The organism is Ensifer adhaerens (assembly GCF_013283195.1).
Classification (GTDB): domain Bacteria; phylum Pseudomonadota; class Alphaproteobacteria; order Rhizobiales; family Rhizobiaceae; genus Ensifer; species Ensifer adhaerens_G.
In genome coordinates, this window is sequence record NZ_JABEKT010000003.1 from 232,487 (window position 1) to 244,266 (window position 11,780).

The following is an 11,780-nucleotide window of genomic DNA, read 5'->3' on the forward strand; positions in this document are numbered from 1 at the left end:
GCATCATCAAGTTGGAGCGCAGTAGCCACTTCGCGAAGGGCAAATCCTCCACAATAGGAGGCGGGAAATGGCAGCTGACGTGCTCGCTCTTTCGTGTGTCCGTTGGCTCTGTCCGGTTTGCGATCGGCCTTGCCCTGATGTGACCACGCGGTCCGCGTCGCCTTCGGCCGTTTCGATGACGGCGCGACAGGTGACCTCCTCTCCCGCCATTTCACCGAGCGGACGGCCCACTGCCCGCGCAAGCGGCTCCTAGACGGGATCGCGGATATCATCAGCACAGCGGTTCGCGAGTATTGGCTGGCGCTCAAGGTGCGTCCGCTCGCCGCGAAGTTGCCGAGATCCGCGCCCGCTGTGGCGGAGCCGGTGCTGCGCCTCACGCCGCGACCGGGGTTCCAGCCATGACAACGGCGTCAGATGCGGGGCTAGGTGCTGAGATCCGTCTTCAATAGGGCGGACTCTCATCCATTCTGGAGAAAATTCTCAGGGTAAGCGCTGTTGTCACCGCACGTTGTGATGTATTCTATTGCTGAACTCGGCCGCTTCATTGACGCCGTTTGGGAAGCAGTCCAAGTATGCACGATGTTCGAAATTGATCCCTCTGCCAAAACCGATTTGAAGCCTGGAACTCTCTATGCAATTGCTGGGGAAGAGGGATGGATTTATTATGGCCGAGTGGCTGCGGATAAGGTGATCGAGTTTTTCCATCGGCGCGACCGCGAGGTTGCGGCTGTTGATGATGTGGTTGCCGAGCCTGTTATGACGGCAGTGGCCGTAGTCCATCCGTCGATAGGGCGGGCCCTTCGCGGGGGCCTATGGAAAAAACTTGGGCGAGCGCCCCTTGCCACGTCGATCAATCCCCGGATGGCCGTTCAGTGGCCAGTTGGCACGCTCAAAGTTTCCGTCTGGCGAGGTGATACACCTAGCCACGAAACTATGGTGCATGACCCGGCGATCCAAAACTTGGAAATCATCGCTGGCTGGGACGCAGAGCATCACATTCCGAAACGGTTGACAGCAGACTTCGGGGTTGAGCCTGCAGAATGGCATATTGGAGGGCCGATCTGGAGGGAGCGGAGAATCAAGGAAGAAATGGCCAGACGATTTCCCGAACAGCCTTGGCACAGATTGCCCCTGGACTGGGTTTCCACAAACGATTGAGAGAAGGCTTGCGGTCCTTCGAGTTATTCTACGTGGAATAAAATCTGCCTAATCGGGCCGCTGGTCACTGGTTGATATTCCACGGTAGTAGCTCGCCGATCCTGTTCTGCTTGTGCCCGTTGATGATGGCGGTGAGCGTGGCTGTCAGGTAAGCGAACGGATCAACGGAGTTGAGCTTGCAGGTCTCGATCAACGAAGCGATGGTCGCCCAATTCTCGGCTCCCGCGTCATGTCCAGCGAAGAAAGCATTCTTGCGATTGAGGGCAATCGGCCGGATGGTCCGCTCGACAGCGTTGTTGTCGATCTCGACGCGTCCGTCATCCAGGAAGCGGCAGAGGCCCTCCCAGTATTTTGCGATGTAGGCGAGCGCTTCGCCGAGCGGCGACTTGCCAGCGACGCGGGCACGATGCTGCGTGAGCCAAGTTCCCATGTCCGCAATCAATGGCTCTGATCGTTCCTGCCGCCCAGCCAAGCGAGCGTCGGCCGGAAATCCGCGTAGCCCCGCTTCGATCCGATAAAGTTCGCCGATCCGCCTTAGGCCTTCCTCGGCAATCGGTGCTGAGCCGTTGCGCGTGATCTCGACCAGCTTGCGACGGGCATGGGCCCAACAATAGGCAAGCTGAATGTCCGATCCAACGCGATCCGATGCGATCAGCCGGTTGTATCCGGCATATCCGTCCACCTGAAGGATGCCCGTGAAGCCCTGCACTATCCGTTCGGCATGTAACCCGCCGCGACCGGGGGCATCGGTGAAGGCGACCCCAGGCGGGGCTCCACCGCCCCACGGTCGGTCATCACGGGCCAGCGCCCAGAAGTATCCGGTCTTGGTCTTGCGGGAGCCAGGATCGAGGACTGGCGCACGGGTCTCGTCCATGAACAGCTTTGTGGACCGCTTCAGGTCTGCGTTCAGAGCGTCGAAGACCGGGCGCAGTTCAAACGCTGCCAGACCGACCCAGTCGGCGAGAGTGGATCGGTCGAGATCGATGCCCTGTCGGCTTATGATCTGGGCTTGGCGATAGAGAGGCAGATGATCTGCATATTTGGATACCAGCACATGCGCGATGGTGGCCTCGGTCGGCAATCCAGCTTTGATCAGTCGGGCAGGTGCTGGTGCCTGTGATACGCCGTCGGTGCGGGCGCGGCAGGCATATTTGGGACGACGCGTGACAATGACACGGAACTGCGCCGGGATGACATCCAGCCGCTCGGATACGTCCTCGCCGATGCAATGTAGGCCACCGCCACAGTTGCAGATCAGGCTTTCCGGCTCGATGGTCTCCTCGACACGAGGAAGGTGGGCGGGAAGAGAGCCGCGATTGACGGCGCGTGGTCTGTGCTGCGGCTTACCCGGAGCGCTGTCGGCCTCGTCCTCCGCATGGACGGCGGCGATGGCCGTTTCCAGGTCCTCCAGCGCGAGATCGAATTGCTCGGGATCGGCTTTCTCGGATTTGCGGCCAAAGGCTGCCTGCTTGAAAGCAGCGACAAGCTTCTCCAGCCGTTCGATACGATCATCCTTGCGGACTTCGCGCGCCTGCGCCGCGACCAGCATCGCCTTTAGGGCAGCAATATCGTCAGGCAGATCGACGGCGTCCAACATGGTGGAAGTTTATCAAGTTCTGCTTCGTGTCGCCGTCGGATTTTGCCAGCCGAGTCATCGTGTCGCACCTATTCGATGGCACCTGGAGCCTTCGCCTCTACTGAGCTGACACGACGCCAGTCGAGCCCTGCAAACAGCGCCTCGGACTGGGCATGTCCCAAGCTCATCAGGCCGTCCCGGATGTCTGGCCAGGTGAACGTGTGCTCCTCCAGCCGCTTGTAGGCCATCACCAGACCGCTCCCGTCCCAGTAAATCAGCTTCAAGCGATCCGCCTTGCGTGACCGGAATACGAAGACTGTCCCTGTGAACGGGTCCTTGTGCAGCTCGTTCTTTATCAGCGCTGCCAATCCATCGTGGCCTTTGCGAAAGTCGACTGGTCTGGTCGCCACCATGATTCGAACCCGGTTCGATGGAAAGATCATGCCGGGCTCGCGCAAGCACGGGCGACGGCGGCGATCCGGTCCGCAGACGCGCCTTCTTCCAGGCGGATGGTGACGGCCCCGACGATGATCTCGGGACGGCTGGCTTTCTTGACCGGTGGCTCTGAAACAGGTGGGGCGACAATCACCGCTGCTAACTCCACCGCATCTTCGGGTGCAGGCAGAACCAGCTTACCCTGCCGCGCCATCGTTCTCCAGGTCGACAAGTGGTTCGGCTTCAAGCCGTGACGCTCTGCGACCTCATTGACCATTGCGCCTGGCCGAAGGCTCTCCGACACGATCTGCGCCTTAACGTCGTCCGGCCAATGCCGGTGCACCTCACGTCCAGACTTGCTGGTCGTGAGAAGCTCCAATGTAGTGTCCATGGAGAAACTCCTGTTGCTCGTCCATGGATAGTCGATCACAAATAAGGGCGGCGAGGACAATGTGGGAGCGGAACATCGGTTACTTCTCAGGGGCAGCTCGCCTAGGAGAATTTGCAGCAATTATGGCCCATAGACCCACCGAAACACCGGGCGAGATCATTGCGGAAACGGGTGAGCTGATCTGGCAGATCACACTACGCCTATTGCAAGCCGAGTTCATACCCGAGACGCGATTCAATGGAGTTCAATGTGCCCAGCGTGTGTTCGTTGAAGCAATCGAAGAACTCATTCGCCTCTGCGACATACGCGCGGATCGCCGGGTTGCGAATACCTTCCTTTAGCGCTTTGCGGCGAAGGATCTGCAGCGCGCCATACTTTTCAATGATAGTGTCCTGAAGGGCTTCGTCAGTCGAGAAACCTCCGGATCGCCTGCAAGCGCAGGTCTTTCTCAGGTAGAACTTTTTAAGCTCAAGACAGCTGATCTCTTCCCATATGGGGGCGTAGTTCGTGTATGTCTTGCAGCACAACAGATTGCCCGCAAGCTTTCTAAGACGTGAGGCACAACTTCCCACCTCGACTTGAGGGCCTTCCCCCCACGTCGGGCTGGAGTTGTGGAGCTTCGCAATCGCTGTGTCGATTCCCTCGACAACATGGGCGGTGTCCTGCGTACATGCCTTGCCTTCCTCCCCTTCAGGCGGAACTTTCAGGAATGGATTGCGTGTCATGTCCAGGTCGGGAAACGCGCTTCTTTCGGCTGAGGGGCTTGCGAGCTGTCCCAGGAATTCCCCATAAGCACTTTCACTCTTCGAACCACCAAATCCATTGGCTCTGCCAAGAATTTCAGTGACTGCGTCCGTCGTGCCTTCGCTCGCCACCGGCGGACTAACGTCCTCCAGCGCGGGCGTATGCGAAGGGGTGCTCTGCGGTTCCACGGTTTGCGAGGGTTCCGTCCTTCCTGAGACGGGGCCGAGATTGCTGCACATGTAGAACGAAACTTCGTCGAACTCAGACGTCAGATCGATGAGTTTGTTGAAGGCTTTCTGCGTGTGGTGATACTCTTTTTTGGTGTAGGGCCCGCAACTGCACTCCGCGCCGGAAGAAATGAGGTAGGAGGGCGCAGTGTACTCGTGGAAGCACATTTCCCCACTCGCTGCATTTGCCACAGAATGCGTTCCCAAAATGAATAGAAGAGCACGTGTGACACGGCTGCAGAGGGTGACTGGATCCGTCATGTCCCCAATTGCTCCTCGGCGATCGACTGCAATTCGGGTGGCAATCCGATCTCAATCGCTAGCTTATACCAGCTTCGCTCGGTGACCACATCGACCTCCCGCGTCTCAGCGAGGTAAAACCACGCGAGCGGCGATGTTGGATCGAGAGCAAGACCATGTTCGAACAACAGGCCTGCTGTCGACGCTTTGCCTTTCTGCATCGCGGCAAACGCCGCCCCGAAGATTAGTTTTGCTTTGTCTATCCGCTCTTGCCGGGCGCAGGGCGCCACGGAATCAAACCAGCTCGTTAAGCTGTGTAGCGAATTGAAAGGATCGCTTTCACACACGTCTCGACAGAAGCGAACAGCCCAAAGTGTTGCGCGCGGAATAGGCACACTCGCGTATTCTCCGTCTACATAAACGGTTGCGACGAGCCCATCTACGGCCGCGGCCACCGACTTTAGCGCAAAAGACGTCGGCTGCCGAACCACGATATCCTGCAGGGGAGACCGCACTGAGAACAAGGGGGCGTCAAGGTATAAGAACTTCGTTTCGCCGGTAGGGAAACAGGGTCGGTCCTCCGCGCCAAAGATCGGCTCTTCCGCGGATGCTGCGATTGAATCTTGCGATGGAGGGTCCACCTCCCTACTGAACAAGTGGGACACCGCTGCCCCGGCGGTTGCGCTCATCGCAATCACCAAAACCAGCTTAAACAGAAGCCTCAATCGTGTCACCTCGAGGGCAAGCTCTTTTCTTCTGAGCGATCGTCAAATGTCGGCGTTTCAGTTTTTCCTTCGGTTTCGTCGCCCTCCGTTTTTTGACGACGATGCGGGTACAGATCCTTGAATTCATCCGATTGTAGCAAAAGCTCCCGGTGTCTTTTCTCCGCTTCTGTCAGCGGTTGAACAAGAACAGTGACCACGATTGCCTCCTATGCTTTCTGTCGCGAAGCTTATCCAGTAGACTCTTCAGATAATGGCATGCGGCCAAGCGTAGTCAATCGTTCGCAGCTTGTCGCACGTCCGTCGAGAGCCGGGGCCGACGGATAAACCCTCGCCTTGAAGAGATCAAATAGCTACCTCCAAGGACGTACCCAGGCGAGGTTGTCAGACCTCCGTTGTGCCGCCACGATGAACTCAATCAGCTGAATCCTGGTACGAGCCGATCGGGATGGCAATGTGTCCGAAAGTCCTAGTAGCTGGATGGCTGTCGGCTAACACCGTGATGGGAGATATGCGAGGGATTATTGCGATTGGCGTATTTATCTTCGGCGTCCTTCTGCCGTTCAACCTTGACGTGGTAAAATTCGCCATCGTCCAGGTTCTCTCGTCACCCTGCCGTCTGCCGGAGGGTGCGTCGGCTTCCATCGGGGGGATTGTCTCGTTGGATCTACGTCATGTCGGATCTGGCACGGCCTTTATAACCGCGACGCCACAGGAGTGGCTGACCACAAACTCAAAGATGCTTGCGCCGCTACGAGCCGGGCCAAGCGATTTGATTATCTATGTTCATGGCTTCCGAACCAGCATGGGCGACGCAACGTGCGCCGCGAAGGCGGTGGCCATGGATCTGTCCAAACGAAGGCATTCGGCAAACAGCCCGCGTCCCGATGTGCTGGTCTTCGGATGGCCGGGGCAAACCGAGGCACGACACTTTTCGCGAGCCCAGGCCTCTGCCACACACGCGGCGAAATATCTCGCCGAGTTGCTGCGGCAGTTGCGACACAGGAAGGTCATCCTTATTGGCCACAGCCTCGGAGCCGAAGTCGTTATGGGTGCAATGTCACGGCTGCCGCAAACGGTGGAGCAAGCTAACACCTTCCGCGCTGTCATTCTTATTCAAGGGGCTATCCCGATCGCCAGTCTTCGCACCTGGTCTTATGAGATTAGCGTGCGCTATCCGGCGGCGGAGGTACACGATCGATTGGCGGGGAGAGAGCCACCGCCTCCACACATTGACAAAGGAACAGGTTCTGGCTGCTATGTCGGGGCGGCGCTGATGGCACGAGAGCTGATAGTAACTCACTCCTCAGACGATATAACCCTCAGCCGCATGTATGCCACCGATGAGATTTTCCTTCCCGGACTGTGCCAGGGGCCGTACCTCTTTCCTGTTGAAGGAAAATCAGTCCGCAGCCTGTCACAAACCGTCGCGATTGGGTTGGGTTTGGCTCGAGCGCAAATGCTGAGTATTCATCGCGTACCAGTGCCGGAGAACCCAACCGAGCTTGCCGGCCGGTTTAGCGAACACGCGGATCCTGACAAGCCTATCCAGGCTCTACGGCCCCTTGACGATTCGCAAGTGCAGCTGGAGCGAACGGAGGTGTACAATTTCGAGATTGCCCATCCCTCGTACCACGAAATTGACCTGCATCGCCTGTCGGGTTGGCGACCATTTTTCGACTGGCATTCTCCACTTAATTACCCGACGATGCGCGCGGATCTGCTCGAGCGGATCTGGCGTATTCTGGAGCAGCGTGACCAAATCAGTGACTCTCTTCCGACGAAGTAGGGAGGTTCAACTGTCGGTATCCCAACCATTTGCCTGGCCGCGCTAGCAGATCCGGTAAGTCGCGGAACTGGCCTCAACCCGCAGACCATTGAGGCTATTCCTATCCAGGGTGTCTCCAAAGCGCAACGCGACCAAACACCCATCTGCTCGATACATTAAGCGATCTCAAACACAAAAGCCTCGTCTCGGAGGGTCAGCATGGCGACGGTCAACGGCCGGGATCCGGGAAGTTTAGGCCGGCAAGTTGCTCCGCTTCCCAAGCTTTGGGCGTGACGAGCGCGAGTTCCGCAATATTGGTCCGCCGGTTCAAGGACTTGTTGCTACTTTCGTTTTGGTGGAGGACAATCTGGTCCGAGGGAGTGAGGAGCGGGCGATGGATATCGAAAAGGTCGGACGGGCCCGCCTGATGATGAGGCTGCCGAGGCACCGGAAGCAGCTCTCTGACGCAAATTTCTTGGCGATTACCGATTTGCTGGAAGCCTACGGCCTGGCCGCAATAAAGCGCGACGAGTTACGTGAGCAACCGACGCCAGACCCTTCGATCTTGGCCGAGTATGAGGATCTCTGTCAGAAGCTGGAAGACGACGTCATTAAGATGATCGCCTCCGTGAGCCCCCGTATGGTCCGCTAGGTCAGCACTCCCCTGGATGCATTGAAAATCTAGCAGGCGGTCCCAATGGGCTCGTGCCGGTTGCCATCACTCCCCATCGCCGTATCCGATCTCCAGAATTTGGCCTCGGCAGTGTCTGCCAGGGCCCGGCAGACCGCGGCGTCTGCTTGCGGGATCGCATACAACGAGGTGTTCGGGACCTCGCCCCTCACCTCCCCGCCCTTACCAGTGACCGCGCAATATCGATGATATCGTCGCGAGCGGCCGTTGGATCGTCCTTCGACCATGCGACCCCAAGCCCGATCCTGAAGTCCACTCCCCTCACCTTGCGAAGCTCGAAATTGCGGTTGGGCAGATCCAGCGTCCACTCCGGTGCAAAGCCGATGCCAAGACCGGCCGACACCAGTGACACCAGGGAGAAGGTGTCGTCGCAGATATAGGCAACGCTCTTCGACAGATCGTGCTCCTCAAACTTTTCAGCAAAATATCGCTCGGTGCAGGAGAGGTTCTGCCGTGAAAACGAGATGATCTTCTCGCCCTGCAAGTCTTCGATGCCGATCTCACTTCGCGAAAGCAGTGCATTGCTCTTCTCCACCGCCAGCAGGTAGCGCTCATGCGCGATCGAGAAGAACCGGAGCGATCCGATGTTTTCGACCGGTCGGATGAAGCCGAGATTGATCTGGCCGTTTTCCAGGCCGCGGATGATGTCGTTGGTGGAGCCGCTGGAGATGTGCAGCTCTATATCGGGATATTTCCGGCCGATGCGAGAAAGGAATGCCGGCAGCAGGCCGATCGTTGCCGGATAGACGGTCCCAATCCTGATCTTGCGCCTCGCCTTGCCGGCGACCGACCGCACCATTTCGGCCGACAAATCGACATCGCCAAGGATCCTGACGCAGCGATCGTAGTAGACCTCCCCTGCCCTTGTCAGTTCCACTCGCCGCGTCGAGCGCTCCAGCAGACGAACGCCAAGTTCCTTCTCCAGCGACTGGATCTGACAGCTCAAGGCCGGCTGGGCGATATGCACCCTTGCTGCCGCCCGACCGAAATGCAGCTCCTCGGCAACCGCCACGAAGTAGGAGAGTTGGCGAAATTCCATAGAGGACCTCTCACGGTGTCAAGGCAATCTCGCCAGACCACACCGCTGATGCGCGTTGGGGGCGAGTGAAAAATCGCCTAATGCAACTTTTAACATCTTTTCGTATAGAATAGCCAGTTATTTAATTCCAAGCGCAATGGTCATGTGGCGCCATGACACCGCGCGAGCTATTGGCCTGGAATGTTCGGAAATTGAGGGTCAAGCGTGGCCTCTCACAAGAACGTCTTGCGCTCGAGGCTCAGCTTGAGCGAGTGTCGATATCCCAACTTGAGCGCAAGCAGGTAAATCTCGGCGTCGACTCTCTCGGAAAGATCGCCACGGTCCTCGGATGTGAGGTTTTCGAACTATTCCATTTGCCGACAGAGGGTGAGGAAGAACCTTCAAATCTACCTCGCGGGCGCAAGGGATAGGATGCCAGGAGCAGGCGATCATTCCTGTCGATATTTTATGCGATCGCGGGCGCTCATCCGATCCGTGCCGATGAACACTCGACAGGCCACCGCCGGTTTATGCGTGGGAAATGATCCTAGGGGCGTGATTTCATGGCGTCGTTACAGTTAGGTACTTGAACCCTCCGTCAAACGCGCTTCGGCTAGCGCCGCCGTGTCGGCCTTGCACGCCGCCCACCCCGGCCGGCTCGGCGGCGGCATTGAAAGAACGGCCGAGGATGCGCGTGCTGCGGCTCCTCCTGCCGCATTCCGCTCCCGCTGGCGGGAGGATCCAACCTGTCCCCATGCCGGCCTTAGATTGACGCCCGCCGCCAGCCGAACGGGCAGCAATTAGCGCCGTGGGGACGATTGCTTAGATTGCATCGTCGATGATCCGGAGTTCTCGGTGTTGAAAAGGAACTGGGAGCAAATGGGAGCCTCTGACACTAAGCTCTCGTCCCCTCGACAACCGTGGCTCCACCCGGCCCCCGCAAAGGGCCTCACTTTTTGCTTAAACGATCATCTTTGTTATGGACGCTATCAGGCGCGCGGGAACCTTTTATTCCCAAACCGATTGGGGGGCCGAGCAGCCGTCGACACGCTGCAGCACAACGACATCGGGATAACCGCCATGTACCACCAAACCACAAGAGAGCATCACAGCAAGGCGGCGCGCGACTGGAACACACGATACGATCTTGACGAGTTCATTCGCGCACACGGGCTGCAGCCAATGGCCGCGCGCGCGCTCTTCATGAAATTCGGGCCGTACAAAATAGACCTAGATCGAAAGGTTGCGGAGCTGCGATCAGGGCAATCGTCCGTCAAGCATTGATCATCCGCGGAAAGACAGTTCGATCGGCTTGTTGCTATGCAAGCATGGTCCAGCGGTAGTCGCTGCGGGCAGACGTCGGATTTGCCAGGGCCGCTGAATGAAGTATCCTTTGTCTTGCGCGGCTTACGGGGCGTTGCCCTGCAGCGGGGGCGAAAGGGTGCATACTGGGGCATGACGACAGCGACTTCAGTTGCTCAATCACCAGTTCGCACAAGGGCGGATGGCGCATGAGCTTACGCAAGTATCGTCGACACATTTTCAGGATGTCGTCAGGATGCCGCTTTCCCCAGAAAAGATCGCGGGCCACATGCTCGACGATGGCGTGAGCCCCGTGCGGGTCTGCACCGAGACGATCTGTCGTTTCATCTATGGCAGGAAAAGCAGGCGCTGGAACTTTATCGGCATCTGAGGGCAGGCCGCCGCAAACGCCGCCCCCGCGGCTCGAGGAAACCGCGCGACGGCACTGTTCCTGCGGCCCGGAGGATATGGCAACGTCCTGGTTTCATTGGTGATCGTTCGCAGCTCGGGCAGCGTGACCTGAGCAACGCCAACGTAACAACGCTGATGGTTGCGAGCTATTCTCTCACAGCAAGCGCTGCGGCCGGGATCGTCACCTTGATCGGCACGCGCTTGCGCGTCGGTCCTCGCGCTTGCGGCGAATGCGATTCAAAGGATGCAGGAGTAGGAGTGGCAACGCTACGACGGTTCACAAGCAGAAACGGTGACGTACGCGGAACAATGACTGTCCCAGCGAGTTATCAGTTATCATCGATGGCTCCCAATCCTCTGGCATACTCGGCCCCTTCCGCAGGGGCCTCTTTTTTCAGCTCGAATACATCGACATTATCAGCCGGTTCGCGCAGGCCCTTGAACGACGCGTGGCGCAGCTTTCCGTCTCTGGTCAGCTTGGTATAGGTGATCTCGGTGACGTAGGCCGGTCACAGAACACCGCATTCTTGCACATGAGTGCCACCGGCGGCGATTTCATCCTGTCGGTGAAGCCCGGCCCAACCCCACCCACATAGACCAGGCCGGTCGCCCCGCCGCGCCGCCAGCAAAAGCCGTGAGATCGCACTGGGCACGTTCGTAGACGGTTCAAACCCGACAACGACAAAGCTGTCGCTTGAGCACACTTCAATTTCAGCCAGTCACCCTTCCGTCCCGAGCGATAAGGAGCACACTGGTTGTTGGCGATGACACCTTCAAGCCAAGCTTGCAGGCTTGCGCCACGATAGCCGCACCCTGCCCTTCGATCGCCTCCGAAAGCCAGATCCTCGCATTTGCGCCGCCGATCGCCTCCTCAAGCATATTCGTCGCTCTTGCTGCTCTATGCCGCGCAAATCGTGACCATCGAAGTAGAGCAGATCGAACGCGAAAAACCGCGCCTCCGCGGCAACACGCTTGCGCTTGAACCATAACGCGGCTGTCCGGGTCAGGAAGGTCTTCACTCATCATGAACCAGCCGTAAGCATAACGGGACAGGAAAGCGGGCGCGGGCCAAGGCCAGTTGGGTGAACCCCGTTCGC

At 58.3% G+C, this 11,780-nt stretch carries 11 protein-coding genes and 2 pseudogenes; 5 read left to right on the forward strand and 8 right to left on the reverse strand.

Going from position 1 to position 11,780, the window contains the following annotated elements; translation table 11 throughout:
- Positions 1 to 495: 495 nt before the first annotated feature.
- Positions 496 to 1,158: a hypothetical protein gene (locus LPJGGPFB_RS24000; protein WP_210264591.1), complete on the forward strand. Its 663-nt coding sequence runs from the start codon at positions 496 to 498 to the stop codon at positions 1,156 to 1,158.
- A gap of 64 nt (positions 1,159 to 1,222) precedes the next feature.
- Here the strand turns inward: LPJGGPFB_RS24000 and tnpC are convergent, their stop codons facing one another.
- The 6 genes from tnpC to LPJGGPFB_RS24030 form a co-directional block, all read right to left on the reverse strand.
- On the reverse strand, positions 1,223 to 2,755 hold the full coding sequence (gene tnpC, locus LPJGGPFB_RS24005; protein WP_173422478.1) for an IS66 family transposase: 1,533 nt from the start codon (positions 2,753 to 2,755) through the stop codon (positions 1,223 to 1,225).
- Positions 2,756 to 2,823: 68 nt separating this feature from the next.
- A complete protein-coding gene (gene tnpB / locus LPJGGPFB_RS24010) occupies positions 2,824 to 3,177 on the reverse strand; it encodes an IS66 family insertion sequence element accessory protein TnpB (protein ID WP_173422479.1) in 354 nt (117 codons plus the stop codon).
- On the reverse strand, positions 3,174 to 3,560 hold the full coding sequence (gene tnpA, locus LPJGGPFB_RS24015; protein ID WP_173422480.1) for an IS66-like element accessory protein TnpA: 387 nt from the start codon (positions 3,558 to 3,560) through the stop codon (positions 3,174 to 3,176). The genes tnpB and tnpA overlap by 4 nt, the downstream gene beginning before the upstream one ends.
- Positions 3,561 to 3,760: 200 nt before the next feature.
- Positions 3,761 to 4,792, reverse strand: a complete 1,032-nt coding sequence (locus tag LPJGGPFB_RS24020; RefSeq protein ID WP_173422481.1) for a hypothetical protein — start codon at positions 4,790 to 4,792, stop codon at positions 3,761 to 3,763.
- Complete coding sequence (locus LPJGGPFB_RS24025) at positions 4,789 to 5,166, reverse strand: tetratricopeptide repeat protein (protein ID WP_173422482.1); 378 nt, start codon at positions 5,164 to 5,166, stop codon at positions 4,789 to 4,791. The genes LPJGGPFB_RS24020 and LPJGGPFB_RS24025 overlap by 4 nt, the downstream gene beginning before the upstream one ends.
- Positions 5,167 to 5,501: 335 nt before the next feature.
- Entirely contained in the window at positions 5,502 to 5,693 is a 192-nt protein-coding gene (locus LPJGGPFB_RS24030; RefSeq protein WP_173422483.1) for a hypothetical protein, read from the reverse strand.
- 302 nt (positions 5,694 to 5,995) lie between these two features.
- Between LPJGGPFB_RS24030 and LPJGGPFB_RS24035 the strand changes: the two genes are divergently transcribed.
- Both LPJGGPFB_RS24035 and LPJGGPFB_RS24040 read left to right on the forward strand, forming a co-directional pair.
- Positions 5,996 to 7,282 (forward strand): alpha/beta fold hydrolase, encoded by a 1,287-nt coding sequence (locus LPJGGPFB_RS24035; protein ID WP_234903070.1) that lies wholly within the window; start codon positions 5,996 to 5,998, stop codon positions 7,280 to 7,282.
- A 373-nt stretch (positions 7,283 to 7,655) separates the two neighbouring features.
- Positions 7,656 to 7,913: a hypothetical protein gene (locus LPJGGPFB_RS24040; protein WP_173422484.1), complete on the forward strand. Its 258-nt coding sequence runs from the start codon at positions 7,656 to 7,658 to the stop codon at positions 7,911 to 7,913.
- A 187-nt stretch (positions 7,914 to 8,100) separates the two neighbouring features.
- On the opposite strand, the gene LPJGGPFB_RS24045 is transcribed toward LPJGGPFB_RS24040, so the two are convergent.
- A complete protein-coding gene (locus LPJGGPFB_RS24045) occupies positions 8,101 to 8,991 on the reverse strand; it encodes a LysR family transcriptional regulator (RefSeq protein ID WP_173422485.1) in 891 nt (296 codons plus the stop codon).
- Between the two features lie 152 nt (positions 8,992 to 9,143).
- Between LPJGGPFB_RS24045 and LPJGGPFB_RS24050 the strand changes: the two genes are divergently transcribed.
- Positions 9,144 to 9,401 (forward strand): helix-turn-helix domain-containing protein, encoded by a 258-nt coding sequence (locus tag LPJGGPFB_RS24050; protein WP_173422486.1) that lies wholly within the window; start codon positions 9,144 to 9,146, stop codon positions 9,399 to 9,401.
- Positions 9,402 to 10,537: 1,136 nt separating this feature from the next.
- A pseudogene (locus tag LPJGGPFB_RS24055) lies at positions 10,538 to 10,821 on the forward strand (IS30 family transposase); the annotation flags it as partial.
- A 191-nt stretch (positions 10,822 to 11,012) separates the two neighbouring features.
- On the opposite strand, the pseudogene LPJGGPFB_RS33750 reads toward LPJGGPFB_RS24055, so the two are convergent.
- Positions 11,013 to 11,180 (reverse strand): annotated as a pseudogene (locus LPJGGPFB_RS33750) (hypothetical protein); the annotation flags it as partial.
- Positions 11,181 to 11,780 lie beyond the last annotated feature (600 nt).

Bases quoted from the DNA above. Each gene is read 5' to 3' on its own strand.
- tnpC (WP_173422478.1), bottom strand. From the start codon at position 2,755: ATGTTGGACGCCGTCGATCTGCCTGACGATATTGCTGCCCTAAAGGCG.
- tnpB (WP_173422479.1), bottom strand. From the start codon at position 3,177: ATGATCTTTCCATCGAACCGGGTTCGAATCATGGTGGCGACCAGACCA.
- tnpA (WP_173422480.1), bottom strand. From the start codon at position 3,560: ATGGACACTACATTGGAGCTTCTCACGACCAGCAAGTCTGGACGTGAG.
- LPJGGPFB_RS24020 (WP_173422481.1), bottom strand. From the start codon at position 4,792: ATGACGGATCCAGTCACCCTCTGCAGCCGTGTCACACGTGCTCTTCTA.
- LPJGGPFB_RS24035 (WP_234903070.1), top strand. From the start codon at position 5,996: ATGGGAGATATGCGAGGGATTATTGCGATTGGCGTATTTATCTTCGGC.
- LPJGGPFB_RS24040 (WP_173422484.1), top strand. From the start codon at position 7,656: ATGGATATCGAAAAGGTCGGACGGGCCCGCCTGATGATGAGGCTGCCG.
- LPJGGPFB_RS24045 (WP_173422485.1), bottom strand. From the start codon at position 8,991: ATGGAATTTCGCCAACTCTCCTACTTCGTGGCGGTTGCCGAGGAGCTG.
- LPJGGPFB_RS24050 (WP_173422486.1), top strand. From the start codon at position 9,144: ATGACACCGCGCGAGCTATTGGCCTGGAATGTTCGGAAATTGAGGGTC.